We start from the raw sequence: 14,870 nt of genomic DNA on the forward strand, positions 1-14,870 counted from the left end.
CAGTGAGAGGCGCTCAGAGAGCACCGAGGCGGGCCGCCAGGACGGTGAGCACCTCGGTCGTGCCGCCCTCGATGACGGCGTCTGCCCAGGCATCCGCTCTCGTCGGCTCGTGGTTGACGATCACGATCGGCATGTCGCGGCGGCGGGCGCGTTCGATCACCCGGATACCGGAGTTCACCGTGAGAGAGGTGCCCGCCACCAGCAGCGCATCGGAGGCGTGCACGAGCGATTCGGCCAGCGCGAAACGGGCGGTCGGCACGAACTCGCCGAAGTACACCACATCGGGCTTCAGCATCCCGCCGCAGATCTCGCAGGTCGGGATGACGAATCCGGCCGTGCTCTCCGGCGACACATCCCCGTCCGGATTGAGCGCGATGTTCTCAGGAACGAGGATCCACGGGTTGAGCTGTTCGATGCGCTCGGCGATGGCCCGGCGGTCGTAGACCTGGCGGCAGTGCAGGCAGAAGGTGCGATGCATGGTGCCGTGCAGTTCGACGACCCGCCGACTGCCAGCGCGCAGGTGCAGCCCGTCCACATTCTGCGTGACCACCCCGGTCGACGCTCCCGCGCGCTCCAGAGCTGCGAGCGCGAGATGGCCGCCGTTCGGATCGGGCGTCGTGAACGCTCGATATCCGAGATGGCCGCCGAGCCAGTACCGCCGCCGCGCGGCCTCGTCAGAGAGGTAGGTCTGGATCGTCATCGGCTTCGAGCGCGGCGGTGCGCCGGCACCGCGATAGGCGGGGATGCCCGAGTCGGTCGAGATGCCCGCACCGGTCAGCACGGCGAACGTGCGGCCCTGCAGAAGTCCAGCCGCGCGCTCGACGGCATCGGAAACCGTGTTCGAGAGCTCGAGCGACTGCACCCGGGAAGTCTATTCGCGCGGGCGGCGCATCGGGCCGATTCCACCTGACAGCATTGACGGATGCAGCTGCACCACGTGAGCGACCCGCTCGACCCGATCCTCGACGACTACCGTTCGCTCACCGACACGGCGTTGCGGCGAGTTAAGGAACCGGCAGGGGGACTGTACATCGCGGAGTCAGCGAAGGTGATCGAACGCGCATTTCGGGCGGGGCACCGCCCGCGGTCGATCCTGACCCAGCAGAAGTGGACGGATGCCGTGGCCGAACTGCTCGGCGAGCGCGACGCTCCCGTGTACGTGGTGGCCGACGAGGTCGCCGAGCAGCTCACTGGATTCGCGGTGCACCGCGGGGTGATGGCCGCCATGCACCGGCCCGCGCACCCGCGGCTGTCCGATCTGCTGTCGCAGATCGGTGCACGGCGCCCACGGATCGCCGTCCTGGAAGGGCTCACCGACCACACCAACGTCGGCGCGATCTTCCGTTCGGCGGCGGCGCTCGGGATCGATGCGGTTCTGGTGAGCCCCACGTGCGCCGATCCGCTGTACCGGCGTTCGGTGCGCGTGTCGATGGGCACGGTGTTCCAAGTGGCGTGGACGCGAGTCGAGAGCTGGCCAGCGGCAATCGACGAGCTGCGCTCGGCCGGGTTCCTCGTCGCCGGGATGACGCTCGCAGACGGCGCGATCACTCTCGACGATCTCGTGGCGGAGTCACCCGAGCGGCTCGCGCTGATCTTCGGCACCGAGGGCGACGGCATCCGGCCCGAGACCGGCCGCGTGCTCGATCGACGGGTCACCATCCCGATGATGGGCGGGGTGGACTCGCTCAACGTCGCGGCGGCGTCAGCGGTTGTCTTCTACGCGACGCGCTGAGCCGCGCAGCGGCCCGTTCCGCCAGGTCCGGATCAGTCGAGGTCGCGGCTCAGGTAAGGCATCGCCTCGGGCCGCTTCGCGGCGATGGTGTCGCCCGATGACTGGTGGCGCAGGCGGCGCAGCACCCACGGCACGAGGTGCTCGCGTGCCCAGCCGATGTCTTCGGTACGTGCCGCGCGCCAGGTGCGCACGGGCATGGGTTCGGGCTGCATCGGCTGCAGGGTGTTCGGCACGTTCAGCGCACGCAGCGCCATGCGCGCGACCTCGTGATGACCGAGGGCGTTCAGATGCAGCCGGTCGACGGCGAAGAACCGCGGGTCCTGGATGACCTTCAGGGCCCACTGGTCGGCCACGATGCAGTCGTGGCGGTCGGCGATCGCGCGCACGTTCTCGTTGTAGATCGCGACCTTGCCGCGGAACGGCCGGAGCACGGGGGTGAAGTGGGTGTCGATGCCGGTGAACAGCAGGACCGCGGCCCCGGTGGAGGCCAGACGCTCGACGGCGCGGTCGAGCTGCGCGGCGATGTCATCGGGGTCGGTGCCCGGACGGATCACGTCGTTGCCTCCGGCGCAGATCGACACGAGGTCAGGCTTCAGGGCGACCGCCGGTTCGATCTGCTCGGCGGCGATCTGCGCGATGAGCTTGCCGCGCACGGCGAGGTTGGCGTACGCGAAGTCGTCGACGTCCTGTGACAGCACCTCGGCGACTCGATCGGCCCACCCGCGGTGACCACCGGGAGCCCTGTCGTCGGGATCGCCGATTCCCTCGGTGAAGGAGTCTCCGACCGCCACGAATCGCCGCCACGGGTGCGGGCCCTCGTTGGCGACGTACGAGCTTCGGGTCGAATCCTGATCGAGCATCGTCTCTCCTTCGACAGGAAGTGCCGCGGGGCGCCCGCGGCACAGCATCCGAGCCTACCCCCGGCCTCGGGCCGAACTGTCGGCGGCCTGGATTATCGTAGAGGCGATGCTCTCTCCGTCCTTCCCTCAGCGCGCCCCGTGGGGCACCGCCGACAAACTGAGGGCATGGCAGCGCGAGGCGCTCGAGCAGTACTTCGAAGCTGATCAGCGCGACTTTCTCGTCGCCGCCACCCCGGGCGCGGGCAAGACCACGTTCGCCCTGACCCTGACGGTCGAGCTGCTGCGGATGGGCGAGGTGAACCGGATCATCGTCGTCGCGCCGACCGAGCACCTCAAGACGCAGTGGGCCGACGCCGCTGCACGCGTGCACATCCGTCTCGACCCCCGGTTCCGCAACAGCCACTGGGCGCCGTCGCGGCAGTACCACGGCGTCGTCGTGACGTACGCGCAGGTCGCCGCGAAGTCGTCGGTGCATCGGCACCTGACCGAAGACGCGAACACGCTGGTGATCCTCGACGAGGTGCACCACGGCGGCGACGCGCTGAGCTGGGGAGACGCGATCCGCGACGCCTACGGCCCGGCGAAGCGGCGGCTGCTGCTCTCGGGCACGCCCTTCCGCAGTGACACCGCGCCGATCCCGTTCGTCGAGTACCTGCCCGACGAGTCGGGCGCCCGGGTGTCGAGCACAGACTACGCGTACGGCTACGGCCGGGCTCTGGAAGACGGCGTCGTGCGCCCGGTCCTCTTCCACATGTACTCCGGCAAGATGCGCTGGCGCACGAGCGCCGGCGACGAGCTCGAGGCGCACCTCGGCCAGGACAACACCAAGGACGTCACGTCGCAGGCCTGGCGCACGGCGCTGGATCCGGAGGGGGAGTGGATGCCTGCGGTGCTGCGCGCCGCCGACCGGCGCCTCTCCGAGATCCGCCACCACGTGCCTGATGCCGGCGGGCTCGTGCTCGCCACCGACCAGACCGTCGCCCGTGCGTACGCGAAGATCCTGCACAGCATCACCGGGCAGCAGCCCACCGTGGTGCTCAGCGACGACGCATCGGCGTCGGAGCGCATCGAGAGGTTCAGTGCAGACGACCGACGGTGGATGGTCGCCGTGCGCATGGTGTCGGAGGGCGTCGACGTGCCGCGCCTCGCCGTCGGCGTGTACGCGACCTCGTCCTCGACGCCGCTGTTCTTCGCCCAGGCGATCGGTCGCTTCGTGCGCGCCCGGCGCCGTGGCGAGGCGGCGAGCGTGTTCCTGCCCAACGTGCCTGTGCTGATGACGCTCGCGAACGAGATGGAGAAGCAGCGCGACCATGCGCTCGACCGTCAGACCAAGGATGAGGACGGTCTCGAGGATTCGCTTCTGGAGAGCGCCAATCGCGAGGACGATGCGTCGGATGCCCTGACACAGGAGTTCAGCTACCAGGCGATCTCCTCGCTCGCGCACTTCGATCGGGTCGTCTTCGACGGCAAGGACTTCGGCCAGCTGGCCGAGCCCGGCACGCCGGAGGAGGAGGAGTTCATCGGGATCCCCGGACTGCTCGAACCCGAGCACGTGCACGACCTGCTCATGCAGCGCCAGGCCAGGCAGAGCAAACTGCGTCAAGCGCGCGAGGCCGCGACTCCTCCCGAACAGGAGTCGACCCTGCCCGCACCGCTGCACCGCACCCTCCGAGAGCAGCGGCAGCTGCTCAACAGCCTGGTGGGGCTGTACGCCCGGCAGAGCGGCGAGCCGCACGGCGCCGTGCACGCCGAGCTGCGGCGGGTGTGCGGCGGCCCCGCCGTCGCACAGGCCACCGTCACCCAGCTGCAGTCGCGGATCGACGTGCTGCGCAAGCGCGTGCGCTCCTGAGCAGCATCCGCTTCGGGCATCCGAAATCCTGTCAATCGCCGTCCTGACGCGGTCTGCGCGGCTTCCCGTCGATAGCGTTGACTGTTCCCACAGCACGGAGGATGCATGAACGCGCCCGCACAGCCCACCCCCGCCGATCGTCGGCAGTGGGCGCGCTATCTCGTCGAGGAGCGCGCGGAAGGCGCCGTGTACGCCAACCTCGCGGCACGCCGCGGCGGTGAGGAGCGCGAGATCCTGCTTTCGCTCGCAGAAGCCGAGCGCCGTCACGAGCAGCACTGGCTCGACCTGCTCGGCGGAGAGCCGCAGCGGCTGCCGAAAGCGGGCCTGCGTTCCCGGATGCTCGGATGGATGGCATCCCGCTTCGGATCGATCTTCGTGCTCGCCCTCGCGCAGAGCGCCGAGGCGCGTTCGCCCTACGACACCGAGAAGTTCGCGACAGCGGCGATGCGCGCCGACGAGAAGGTGCACCACGAAGTCGTCCGTGGCCTCGCCGCGCGCGGTCGTCGCCGCCTATCCGGCTCCTTCCGCGCCGCCGTGTTCGGCATGAACGACGGCCTCGTGTCGAACCTCGCGCTCGTGCTGGGTATCGGCGCCACCGGTGTGAGCGCCGGCTTCGTGCTCTTCAGCGGCATCGCAGGGCTGCTGGCGGGGGCCCTGTCGATGGGGGCGGGGGAGTTCGTGTCGGTGCGCTCTCAGCGCGAGCTGCTGGCATCCACCGAAGAGAACAGCGACGCCGACGCCACCGCCGGCGACCTCGACATCGACGCCAACGAACTCGCCCTCGTCTACCGTGCCCGCGGCATGGCCCAGGACGAGTCGCTGATCCGCGCGCAGCGCGTCGTCGCGGCGGCGCAGGCGGGCATCCGGCGCGACACGACAGGGCCGATCGGCACGCACGCCGACCACGAGGTCATCGGCAGCGATTGGGCCGCGGCGATCTCGAGCTTCCTGCTGTTCTCCTCAGGCGCGATCATCCCCGTGCTCCCATGGATCTTCGGACTCAGCGGCACCACGGCGATCCTCGTCGCCCTCGTGCTGGTGGGGATCGCGTTGCTGGCCACGGGTGCGATGGTGGGCATCCTCTCCGGCGGTCCGCCGCTGAAGCGCGCGCTGCGTCAGCTCGCCATCGGCGTGGGCGCCGCGGCGATCACCTACGGGCTCGGTCTGGCGTTCGGCGTCGGCGTCGTCTGAACGAGCTCCGCGGGCCCCGTCGTCAACCCCCTCGCGCGAAGCGCCGTGTTCGGGCTGACTGGGGTCTTCATCCCAGAAGCGAGGAGTTGAAGATGCCCCAGATCATCGAGACCGTCGACGTGAACGTTCCCGTGACCGTCGCCTACAACCAGTGGACGCAGTTCGAGAGCTTCCCGCACTTCCTCGACGAGGTCGTGTCGATCACGCAGATCGACGACACGCACAACCACTGGGTCGTCAACGTCGGCGGAGCGGAGCGAGAGTTCGACGCCGAGATCACCGAGCAGCACCCCGACGAGCGGGTCGCCTGGAAGAGCGTGGGCGGCGAGACCGAGCACGCCGGCGTCGTCACGTTCCACAAGCTCGACGAGAACACCACGCGCGTCACGGCGCAGATCGACTGGGACCCGCAGGGGCTGCTCGAGAAGGTGGGCGCTCTGGTGGGTGCAGGCTCCCACGCCGTCAAGAAGGATCTCGACAACTTCAAGAAGTTCATCGAGGGTCGCGGCGGCGAGACCGGGGCGTGGCGCGGCGACGTCGACGCCTGAGCATCGTTGCGCATATCGGTCGTCATCCCGGTGAGGGATGACGCAGAGCTGCTGACGCGCTGCCTCGCCGCATTGCGCGAGCAGACGCGTCAGGCCGACGAGGTGATCGTCGTCGACAATGCATCCTCGGATGCGTCGGCGGCGATCGCCGCGTCTGCGGGCGCCCACGTCGTGTGGTGCCCGGAGATCGGCATTCCGGTGGCCGCGGCGGCCGGATACGACGCGGCGTCCGGAGACCTCATCCTGCGGCTCGACGCAGACTGCGTGCCGCCGCCGACATGGGTGCGGGATGCCGAGGCGACGTTCTCCCGCTCTCGGCACATCGTGGCGGCGACCGGCGGAGCGCGCTTCATCGACGGCCCGCGTGCGCTGCGCTGGACCGCCAGGATCTACCTCGGCGCGTACGACGCCGCGGCGGCGTCGGCGCTCGGGCATCGGCCCCTGTTCGGGTCGAACCTGGCGATGAGGGCCACTGCCTGGCACAGCGTGCGCGAAGAGGTGCACCGGCACGACCCCGAGACCCACGACGACCTGGACCTGTCGTTCCACCTCGGAGCAATCGGGCCGATCGGCCGAATGCCGGGGGAGCGGATGGGTATCTCGATGCGGCCGCTGTGGCGTGGGCGGGATTTCGGTCGACGCATGAGACGGGGCTCCCGCACCGTCCGGCTGCACTGGCCCGACGACTTCCCGCCGTACCGATGGCGGCGGCTGCGGGCACGACGCTGACACGATGAAGGCCCGGATCCTTCGGACCCGGGCCTTCGTCGTTCTGTGCGCGAGGGGGGACTTGAACCCCCACGCCCTATGCGGGCACTAGCACCTCAAGCTAGCGCGTCTACCTATTCCGCCACCCGCGCAGATGTTCGCTGCCGAACGAAAATCGACTCTAGCACGCCCCGCGCGGCTGTTCGAACCAGCCCGTCTCCCGGGCGCGCCACCCCGGTTGGGTAGCCTGGGCCCATGCCCGAGACTGAGCTGCCCGAGGTCGTCCGCATCGCCCGCGACCTGATCCGCATCGACACGTCGAACTTCGGCGGCGGCAGGGCCAACGGCGAGCGGGAGGCAGCCGACTACGTCGGCGCGTACCTGCAGGCACTCGGGCTCGAGCCGGAGTACTACGAGCCCATCGAGCGCCGCACCAACGTGATGGCGCGTGTACCCGGCCGCGACCCCGAGCGGCCGGCTCTCGTCCTGCACGGTCATCTCGACGTCGTGCCGGCGGTCGCCGCCGACTGGAGCGTCGACCCGTTCGAGGGCGTCGTGCGCGACGGCATGCTGTGGGGGCGCGGTGCGGTCGACATGAAGAACATGAACGCCATGATCCTGACCGCCGTCGCCGAGATGATGCGCGCGGGCGAGCGTCCGGAACGCGACCTGATCCTCGCCTTCTTCGCCGACGAGGAGAACGGGGGCGTCGAGGGCTCGGCCCTCGTCGTGAAAGAGCGTCCCGACTGGTTCGCGGGCGCCACCGAGGCGATCAGCGAGGTGGGCGGCTACTCGATCACGGTCGACGACCGTCGCGCCTACCTGCTGCAGGTGGGAGAGAAGGCGCTGCTCTGGCTTCGTCTGGTCGCGAAGGGTCGCGCCGGGCACGGCAGCCGCTATCACGACGACAACGCCGTGACGCGGCTGGCCGAGGCGGTGGCGGCGATCGGACGCACCCGCTGGCCGATCCGGCTCACGCCTACCACCCGGGCGCTGCTCGACGGGCTGAGCGACCTCACGGGCCGTCCGACCGACGACCCGGATGCCCTGGCCGCCGCCGCCGGCCCGGCCGAAGCATTCCTGCGCTCGAGCTTCCGCACCACGACCAACCCAACGGCGCTGATCGCCGGATACAAGCACAACGTGATCCCGGAGACGGCGGAGGCGCTCATCGACGTCCGCGTGATCCCCGGCACCGAGGACGACGTGCTCGCCGAGCTGCAGCGCATCGTCGGCGACGACATCGAGATCCAGACGGTCGTCCGGGACATCGGGATGGAGACCCCCTTCGAGGGCGATCTCGTCGATGCGATGGTCGCCGCGCTCGGGCGTCACGACCCCGGTGTGCCCGTGATCCCGTACCTCCTGGGCGCGGGGACCGACAACAAGGCTCTCGCGTCGCTGGGCATCACCGGCTACGGGTTCGCGCCGCTGCGCCTGCCCGCCGATCTGGACTTCACCGGGATGTTCCACGGAGTCGACGAGCGCGTACCCGTAGAATCGCTTGTCTTCGGCCAGCGCGTGCTGGCCGATCTGCTGCGCAGCTGCTGACCAGCTCCCGCTCGCGCCGACTCCCACGAAGCTCCTGTCAGAAAGCGACGCATGAACCTGCTCGAAGCGCTCATTCTCGGCATCGTGCAGGGACTCACGGAGTTCCTGCCCATCTCCTCCAGCGCGCACCTGCGCATCGTCGGCATATTCCTGCCGTCGGGGGCGGACCCGGGCGCCGCGTTCACGGCGATCACTCAGATCGGCACCGAAGCCGCAGTCGTCGTGTTCTTCTGGCGCGACATCGTGCGCATCATCAGCCAGTGGTTCCGCTCCCTCACCGGAAAGGCGCCGCGCAACGATCCCGACGCGCGCATGGGCTGGCTGATCATCCTCGGCAGCATTCCGATCGTCGTGCTGGGGCTGCTGTTCCAGGACTCGATCGAGACGGTCTTCCGGTCACTGTGGATCGTCGCGATCATGCTGATCGTCTTCGGCGTGCTGCTCGGCATCGCCGACCACGTGGGCGCGAAGCGCCGCAAGCTCGACCAGCTCACCTACGGCCACGGCGCCGCCTTCGGATTCGCGCAGGCGCTCGCCCTCGTCCCCGGTGTCTCCCGCTCCGGCGGCACGATCACGATGGGGCTGTTCCTCGGCTACGAGCGCGCCGCCGCCGCACGATACGCGTTCCTGCTCGCGATCCCCGCAGTCTTCGGCAGCGGCTTCTATCAGCTGTTCAAGCACGGGGGAGACCCGAACCAGCACTTCGGGCTCGGCGAGACCTTCGCCGCCACCGGCATCGCGTTCGTCGTCGCGCTCGGCGTGATCGCGTTCTTCATGAACTGGATCTCGAAGCGCAGCTTCCTGCCCTTCGTGATCTACCGGGTGCTGCTCGGCGTCGCGCTCATCGTGCTGCTGGCCACCGGCGTCATCGCGGCCTGACGGTTCAGCGCTTGTCGAAACCGTCCCCGCGGCGACGCAGGTAGCGCTCGAACGCCTGCGCGATGGCATCCCCCGACGCATCCGGAGAATCCCACGTGTCGCGGGTGCGCTCGAGCTGCCGGATGTACTCGGCCATGTCCTCGTCCTCGGCGGCCGCCGCGTCGATCGACGCCTCCCACGCCGCGGCCTCGGTGCGCATATGCTCGCGTTCAGGACCCACGCCGGTCAGCTCCTCGAGTCGGTCGAGCAGCGCCAGAGTCGCCTTCGGAGAGGGAGATGCCGACGCGACGTAGTGCGGCACACTGGCCCACAGACTGGCGGACGGGATCTCCGCCTGGCTGAAGAACTGGTCGAACACGCTGAGGATGCCGACGGGGCCCTCGTAGCTGGACTTCTCCAGCCCGTGCACCTGACGCACCCGCTCATCCTGACTCGAGGCGAAGACTGAGATCGGGCGGGTGTGCGGCACGTCCGAGAGCATCGCCCCGATCGTGACCAGGCCTGTGACGTCGTCGCGGAGCGCGACATCGACGAACTCGTTCGCGAACGCCTGCCATGCCCGCGCCGGCTCCGACCCGGTCAGCAGCCACAGCTCGGGACCCTCGTCGACGGGTCGGGTGGGCCGCCACAGCGTGGCCTCCGGCCAGTGCAGCTCCCGGCGTCCGTCGGCGTCCACGCGCGACGACGGACGCGTGTACTGGTAATCGAAGTACAGCTCGGGGTCGACGGCGTGCACCTGTTCGTACTCGCCGGCGGCGCGCAGAGCGGCGATGGCACCGCTCGCCGCCTCGCCGGCGTCGTTCCATCCGTCGAACGCGGCGACGACGATGCGAGAGCCGAGGACGTCCATCCCTCTCCTTCCGGGAGCCGAGTCGATTCCCTCCAGGCTAGACCGCCTCGCGAAGCGTGGGGCGGAGACCCGGGCTAGCATGGGTGCAATGAGCAGAAAGCCCGCCGCAGTCCTGTGGGACATGGACGGAACCGTCGTCAACACCGAGCCCTACTGGATGTCCGTCGAGACCGAGCTGGTCGAGTCGTATGGCGGCACATGGACGCACGACGACGCCATGCAGCTGATCGGCAGCGGACTGCTCGAGAGCGGTCGCGTGCTGCAGCAGGCAGGCGTCGACCTCGAGCCCCAGCAGATCGTCGACGTGCTGACCGATCGCGTCGCCGAGCGCCTGCGCACGCAGGGCGTGCCGTTCCGGCCGGGGGCGCGCGAGCTGCTCGCGGATCTTCGGAAGCAGGGCATCCCGACGGCGCTGGTCACCATGTCGCTGCGCCGCATGGCGCTCGACGTCGTGGATCAGATCGACTTCGACGCGTTCGACCTGGTGGTCGCCGGCGACGAGGTCGAGCGACCCAAGCCGTTCCCCGACCCGTACCTGGCCGCTGCCGCACAGCTCGGCATCGACATCGTCGACGCCGTCGTGATCGAGGACTCGCCCACGGGCGTGGCTTCGGGCGCGGCATCCGGTGCGGTCACCCTCGGCGTGCCGCACCTCATCCCCCTCGACGGATGCGGAGCCGACGAGCTGTGGCCCACCCTCGAGGGCCGCACGACGGCCGATCTCGCCGACCTGCACACCCGCCTCGCGAAGGAGAGCGCCCGATGAGCGCCGCACGTCCCAGCGGTCCCTTCCGCGAAGGAGACCGCGTTCAGCTCACCGGCCCGAAGGGTCGCCTGCACACCATCACGCTGCGTGCTGACGGCGAGCTGCACACCCACCACGGTGTGCTGCGCCACGCCGACCTGATCGGCCAGCCCGACGGGTCGGTCGCGACGAACAGCTCGGGCCACGACTACCTGGCGCTGCGGCCGCTGCTGCGCGACTTCGCGATGTCGATGCCGCGCGGTGCGGCGATCGTCTACCCGAAGGATGCCGCGCAGATCGTCATGCAGGCCGACATCTTCCCGGGCGCGGTGGTCGTCGAGGCGGGCGTCGGCTCGGGTGCGCTGTCGCTCGCCCTGCTGCGCGCGATCGGATCCGAGGGCACCCTCACCTCGTTCGAGCGCCGCGAGGACTTCGCCGAGGTGGCGAAGGCGAACGTCGAGACGTTCTTCGGCGAGACGCCCGAGACGTGGGATGTCGTGGTCGGCGACCTCGCCGAGGAGCTGGGTGAGCGGCACCAGGCCGGCACCGTGGATCGCGTGGTTCTCGACATGCTCGCACCGTGGGAGTGCATGGATGCCGTCGCCGATGCCCTCACCCCGGGTGGCGTGGTGATCTGCTACATCGCGACCGCCACTCAGCTGTCGCGTGTCGCCGAGTACATCCGAGGCACCGGTCTGTTCACCGATCCGGACGCGTCCGAGACGATGGTGCGCGGCTGGCACGTCGAAGGCCTCGCTGTGCGCCCCGACCACCGCATGGTCGCCCACACCGGCTTCCTGCTCACCGCACGCCGACTGGCGCCGGGTGCGGTGCCGCCCGAGGTGCGTCGTCGCGCATCGAAGTCCAGCTACGGCGACGAGGACGTCGAGCTGTGGACGCCCGGCGCGGTCGGCGACCGGCAGATCACCGAAAAGAACCTGCGCAAGCGCGTGCGCGAGGCCCAGAAGGCTGCGAGCGGCGCGCGGGTCGCGGCGGCGTCGCGCGAGGGCGAGCAGGCATCCGAATAGACTGGGGCGCGTGCGTAAAACGACCGCTGCCCTCCCGGCCCTCGCCCTCTCGACCATCGTCCTGACCGGATGCTCGGCTGCGGCGCCGACATTCGAGGGAGCCGCGTGTGAGCGTGACAGCTCGGCGGCGCTGGAGAGGTCGGTGACGGTGAGCGGCGACTTCGGCTCGCCCCGAGTCGAGATCGAGCTGCCCGTGCACACCGGCAAGGCCGCATACGCCGACATCATCACGGGCGACGGCCGGGCGATCACCGACGGCCGTCAGGAGGCGATCCTCGCCCGCGTGCTGGTGAACGGCACGACCGGGCAGGCGCTCGACGCGCAGCTGAAGCTGTGGAGCCCCGACTCCGCCGGCGCCGAGCTCGCGGGAGTCGACCAGGCGCTGAGGTGCGCGACCGAAGGCAGCCGCATCGTCGCGTCGATCCCCGCCGCTGAGCTTCCTGAAGGGGCAGCGCAGCAGATCGGACTCGACGCGAAGGACAGCCTCGTCGCCGTCTACGACGTGCGCTACACGGCTCTGGCCAAGGCCGACGGCGCCGACGTCTTCAACGACGGGCCCGGCCTTCCCTCGGTCGTGCGAGCGCCCGACGGGCGCCCCGGCGTGATCATCCCCGACACCGCCGCACCGAAGAAGGCGGTCACCGAGACCCTGCTGCAGGGCGAGCACGAGAAGGTCGGCGAGGGAACCGCCCTCATCCGCTCGACCTCTGTCGGCTGGACGAGCCGCAGCGTCGGCCAGACCACCTGGGACAGCACCCTCACCGCCACCGACGGGCTGCCTGCCGAGGTGACCGAGGCGGTCTCCGCGTCGCGCGTCGGATCGCAGCTGATGGTCATCGTGCCGGCGGAGTCGGGCGATGACGCCACCGTGTACGTGATCGACGTGCTCGGAGTCATCCCCGCGGAGCTGATGGCCCGGTGAAGAGCGCCCGGATCCCCGCAGAGGAGCGCCTGACGAATCTCGTCGTGGCGCTCATGGCCACGGAGATCGGGCTCACCAAGCAGCAGATCATCGAGAACGTCTCCGGCTACCGGCAGCGCGTCGAGGCGGGCGCCAAGGCCGATGCGCTGGAGAAGATGTTCGAGCGCGACAAGGACGAGCTGCGTTCGCTCGGCGTTCCGATCGAGACGATCGGCGACCCCGCCGACCCGCAGGATCTGCGCGAAGCGCGCTACCGTATCCCGCAGGCCGAGTACGACCTGCCCGCCGACATCGACTTCACTCCGGCGGAAGTCGCGGTGCTGCGCCTGGCGGGAAGCGTCTGGAGCACCGAATCGGTGTCGATGGATGCCCGTTCAGGAGTGCGCAAGATCCGCGCACTCGGCATCGACGGCGACGAGCCGATCATCGGCTTCGCCCCGCGCATCGCCGCCCGGGATGCGGCATTCCCCGGGCTGCAGGAGGGGATCGAGCGCAACCGGGTCGTCGTCTTCGAGTACCTCAAACCCGGCGAGAAGGCACCCACGCGACGACGCGTGCGTCCGCTCGCGCAGGTGGAGTACGAGGCACGCTGGCACCTGTTCGGGGTCGACATCGACGCCGACGCCGAGCGCACCTTCCTGCTCAGCCGCATCGTCAGCGACGTCAAGGTGACGGCGCAGACCTTCGACGTCGCCCTGCGCGAGGGTGCCGCAGCTCGCGCACTGGCGGGTCTCGAGCAGTTCGCGGCCGCGCAGAGCGCCCTGCTCGAGGTCACTCCCGGCACAGAGGCCGCGCTGCGGCTCGGCCGGCGCGCGACGCCGCGCGCGCAGGGCATCGCGGTCGGGTACGTCGACCGGCACATCTTCGCCGACGAGCTGGCGTCGTACGGACCCGAAGTGCGGGTCGTGAGCCCGGCCGACCTGCGGGATGCCGTCATCCAGCGTCTTCAGGCGATCGCCGAGCGTCATGCGGCCTACCACGCCGACACCGATCGGGAGGACTCATGAGCACCGCGGGTGCACCGCTTCTCGCCGCCGACCGCGTGCGGCTCTACCTCACGCTCGTGCCGTATCTGCTCGAGCGCGGACAGGTCACGCTCGACGAGGCGGCGGCGGACTTCGGCGTGACCCGCGAGGCCCTGCGCGGCATGGTCGAGAAGCTGACGGTCATCGGCCTGCCCGGAGACTCGGGCTACTGGCAGCTCCCTCAGGAGATGTTCGACATCGACTGGGAGCTGCTCGACGAGCACGACATCATCGAGATCACCAACGACGTTGCCCTGCGGCGCGTGCCGCGCCTGACCGCTCGCGAGGCGGCCGCGCTGCTCGCCGGGCTGCAGATGGTGGCATCCGTGCCGGCCGTCGCGGATTCCGGGCTGGTCACCGGGCTGATGGCCAAGCTGTCGCGGGGATCGGCAGGTGCCCCGCCCGACCTCGTCGTCGCACCGGCCGCGGTCACCGAGGTGCAGCGGGTGGTCTCGCAGGCGCTGCACGACGGTGTCGCCGTGTCGTTCCGCTACCAGGCTCCGGATGCGCAGCCCACCACCCGCACGGTCGATCCGGCGCAGATCCGCATCGACAACGGACAGTGGTACCTGCAGGGCTGGTGCCACCTGCGCACCGCCATGCGCACGTTCCATCTCGACCGGGTCAGCGACGCCCGGATCACCGACATCCCGATCACCCACGCCGACACCGCCGTGCCCGCCGAGTTCGGCGACGGCGACGGGCCCGAAGACGAGGTGGTTGTGCGGATCCCCGAGCGGCTCATACCGCTGATCGGATCGTTCCCGCAGGAGGAGCTCGAGCGAAGCGGAGGGCTCGTCACGCTCCGCATCCGGATGGCCGACCCTCGAGGCATCAAGCGCGTCGCCGCACGCTTCGGCGGCGCACTCGAGGTGCTCGACCCGCCTCTCGCGCGCACGACGACCCACGACTGGGCCGCCGCGGGACTTGACCTCTACAAGGCGCCTGCGTGATCACCCGCCAGGTAGACTGACCGTAACCT

Annotated in this window: 15 protein-coding genes and 1 tRNA gene; 12 read left to right on the forward strand and 4 right to left on the reverse strand. The window is 69.8% G+C overall.

Annotation, left to right across the window (positions count from 1 at the left end; all coding sequences use genetic code 11):
• Positions 1-13: 13 nt before the first annotated feature.
• The gene (locus ACWGSM_RS12415; protein WP_452323228.1) at positions 14-862 is read right to left on the reverse strand and encodes a Sir2 family NAD-dependent protein deacetylase; all 849 of its coding nucleotides are present in this window, start codon (positions 860-862) and stop codon (positions 14-16) included.
• A gap of 60 nt (positions 863-922) precedes the next feature.
• On the opposite strand from ACWGSM_RS12415, the gene ACWGSM_RS12420 reads away from it, so the two are divergent.
• Positions 923-1,732 carry a TrmH family RNA methyltransferase gene (locus tag ACWGSM_RS12420; RefSeq protein WP_452323229.1) on the forward strand — a complete coding sequence of 270 codons (810 nt, stop codon included), beginning with the start codon at positions 923-925 and terminating at the stop codon, positions 1,730-1,732.
• 32 nt (positions 1,733-1,764) lie between these two features.
• Here ACWGSM_RS12420 and ACWGSM_RS12425 read toward each other — a convergent pair whose 3' ends face one another.
• A complete protein-coding gene (locus tag ACWGSM_RS12425) occupies positions 1,765-2,592 on the reverse strand; it encodes an SGNH/GDSL hydrolase family protein (protein ID WP_452323230.1) in 828 nt (275 codons plus the stop codon).
• A gap of 106 nt (positions 2,593-2,698) precedes the next feature.
• On the opposite strand from ACWGSM_RS12425, the gene ACWGSM_RS12430 reads away from it, so the two are divergent.
• The 4 genes from ACWGSM_RS12430 to ACWGSM_RS12445 all read left to right on the forward strand — a co-directional run bounded on the left by ACWGSM_RS12430 (position 2,699) and on the right by ACWGSM_RS12445 (position 6,909).
• Positions 2,699-4,441 carry a DEAD/DEAH box helicase gene (locus ACWGSM_RS12430; RefSeq protein WP_452323231.1) on the forward strand — a complete coding sequence of 581 codons (1,743 nt, stop codon included), beginning with the start codon at positions 2,699-2,701 and terminating at the stop codon, positions 4,439-4,441.
• A gap of 105 nt (positions 4,442-4,546) precedes the next feature.
• On the forward strand, positions 4,547-5,632 hold the full coding sequence (locus ACWGSM_RS12435; protein WP_452323232.1) for a VIT1/CCC1 transporter family protein: 1,086 nt from the start codon (positions 4,547-4,549) through the stop codon (positions 5,630-5,632).
• A gap of 92 nt (positions 5,633-5,724) precedes the next feature.
• On the forward strand, positions 5,725-6,180 hold the full coding sequence (locus ACWGSM_RS12440; RefSeq protein ID WP_452323233.1) for an SRPBCC family protein: 456 nt from the start codon (positions 5,725-5,727) through the stop codon (positions 6,178-6,180).
• Between the two features lie 6 nt (positions 6,181-6,186).
• Positions 6,187-6,909, forward strand: a complete 723-nt coding sequence (locus tag ACWGSM_RS12445) for a glycosyltransferase family A protein (RefSeq protein WP_452323234.1) — start codon at positions 6,187-6,189, stop codon at positions 6,907-6,909.
• Positions 6,910-6,955: 46 nt separating this feature from the next.
• On the opposite strand, the gene ACWGSM_RS12450 is transcribed toward ACWGSM_RS12445, so the two are convergent.
• Positions 6,956-7,040 (reverse strand) — tRNA-Leu (locus ACWGSM_RS12450).
• A gap of 103 nt (positions 7,041-7,143) precedes the next feature.
• Between ACWGSM_RS12450 and ACWGSM_RS12455 the strand changes: the two genes are divergently transcribed.
• Both ACWGSM_RS12455 and ACWGSM_RS12460 read left to right on the forward strand, forming a co-directional pair.
• Positions 7,144-8,439 carry a M20/M25/M40 family metallo-hydrolase gene (locus tag ACWGSM_RS12455; RefSeq protein ID WP_452323235.1) on the forward strand — a complete coding sequence of 432 codons (1,296 nt, stop codon included), beginning with the start codon at positions 7,144-7,146 and terminating at the stop codon, positions 8,437-8,439.
• A gap of 51 nt (positions 8,440-8,490) precedes the next feature.
• Positions 8,491-9,318, forward strand: coding sequence for an undecaprenyl-diphosphate phosphatase (locus tag ACWGSM_RS12460; protein ID WP_452323236.1), 828 nt, complete (start codon positions 8,491-8,493; stop codon positions 9,316-9,318).
• 4 nt (positions 9,319-9,322) lie between these two features.
• Here the strand turns inward: ACWGSM_RS12460 and ACWGSM_RS12465 are convergent, their stop codons facing one another.
• The gene (locus tag ACWGSM_RS12465) at positions 9,323-10,168 is read right to left on the reverse strand and encodes a PAC2 family protein (RefSeq protein WP_452323237.1); all 846 of its coding nucleotides are present in this window, start codon (positions 10,166-10,168) and stop codon (positions 9,323-9,325) included.
• An 88-nt stretch (positions 10,169-10,256) separates the two neighbouring features.
• Here ACWGSM_RS12465 and ACWGSM_RS12470 point away from each other — a divergent pair, with 88 nt between their 5' ends.
• Genes ACWGSM_RS12470 through ACWGSM_RS12490 form a run of 5 tightly spaced genes read left to right on the forward strand, consistent with a single transcriptional unit; the run spans position 10,257 to position 14,841 of the window.
• On the forward strand, positions 10,257-10,934 hold the full coding sequence (locus ACWGSM_RS12470) for an HAD family hydrolase (protein ID WP_452323238.1): 678 nt from the start codon (positions 10,257-10,259) through the stop codon (positions 10,932-10,934).
• Positions 10,931-11,941, forward strand: a complete 1,011-nt coding sequence (locus tag ACWGSM_RS12475; RefSeq protein ID WP_452323239.1) for a tRNA (adenine-N1)-methyltransferase — start codon at positions 10,931-10,933, stop codon at positions 11,939-11,941. Before ACWGSM_RS12470 ends, ACWGSM_RS12475 begins: the two co-directional genes overlap by 4 nt.
• A gap of 10 nt (positions 11,942-11,951) precedes the next feature.
• Positions 11,952-12,863, forward strand: coding sequence for a hypothetical protein (locus tag ACWGSM_RS12480; protein WP_452323240.1), 912 nt, complete (start codon positions 11,952-11,954; stop codon positions 12,861-12,863).
• 53 nt (positions 12,864-12,916) lie between these two features.
• Positions 12,917-13,870, forward strand: a complete 954-nt coding sequence (locus tag ACWGSM_RS12485) for a helix-turn-helix transcriptional regulator (RefSeq protein WP_452323260.1) — start codon at positions 12,917-12,919, stop codon at positions 13,868-13,870.
• A complete protein-coding gene (locus tag ACWGSM_RS12490) occupies positions 13,867-14,841 on the forward strand; it encodes a helix-turn-helix transcriptional regulator (protein ID WP_452323241.1) in 975 nt (324 codons plus the stop codon). The genes ACWGSM_RS12485 and ACWGSM_RS12490 overlap by 4 nt, the downstream gene beginning before the upstream one ends.
• Positions 14,842-14,870: the final 29 nt, after the last annotated feature.

This window comes from Microbacterium sp. NPDC055521 (assembly GCF_053619695.1).

Excerpts from the sequence above, each read along its gene's own strand:
- ACWGSM_RS12440 (WP_452323233.1), top strand. The coding sequence starts at position 5,725 with ATGCCCCAGATCATCGAGACCGTCGACGTGAACGTTCCCGTGACCGTC.
- ACWGSM_RS12425 (WP_452323230.1), bottom strand. The coding sequence starts at position 2,592 with ATGCTCGATCAGGATTCGACCCGAAGCTCGTACGTCGCCAACGAGGGC.
- ACWGSM_RS12430 (WP_452323231.1), top strand. The coding sequence starts at position 2,699 with ATGCTCTCTCCGTCCTTCCCTCAGCGCGCCCCGTGGGGCACCGCCGAC.
- ACWGSM_RS12470 (WP_452323238.1), top strand. The coding sequence starts at position 10,257 with ATGAGCAGAAAGCCCGCCGCAGTCCTGTGGGACATGGACGGAACCGTC.
- ACWGSM_RS12490 (WP_452323241.1), top strand. The coding sequence starts at position 13,867 with ATGAGCACCGCGGGTGCACCGCTTCTCGCCGCCGACCGCGTGCGGCTC.
- ACWGSM_RS12460 (WP_452323236.1), top strand. The coding sequence starts at position 8,491 with ATGAACCTGCTCGAAGCGCTCATTCTCGGCATCGTGCAGGGACTCACG.
- ACWGSM_RS12485 (WP_452323260.1), top strand. The coding sequence starts at position 12,917 with ATGGCCACGGAGATCGGGCTCACCAAGCAGCAGATCATCGAGAACGTC.
- ACWGSM_RS12465 (WP_452323237.1), bottom strand. The coding sequence starts at position 10,168 with ATGGACGTCCTCGGCTCTCGCATCGTCGTCGCCGCGTTCGACGGATGG.
- ACWGSM_RS12475 (WP_452323239.1), top strand. The coding sequence starts at position 10,931 with ATGAGCGCCGCACGTCCCAGCGGTCCCTTCCGCGAAGGAGACCGCGTT.
- ACWGSM_RS12420 (WP_452323229.1), top strand. The coding sequence starts at position 923 with ATGCAGCTGCACCACGTGAGCGACCCGCTCGACCCGATCCTCGACGAC.
- ACWGSM_RS12435 (WP_452323232.1), top strand. The coding sequence starts at position 4,547 with ATGAACGCGCCCGCACAGCCCACCCCCGCCGATCGTCGGCAGTGGGCG.
- ACWGSM_RS12455 (WP_452323235.1), top strand. The coding sequence starts at position 7,144 with ATGCCCGAGACTGAGCTGCCCGAGGTCGTCCGCATCGCCCGCGACCTG.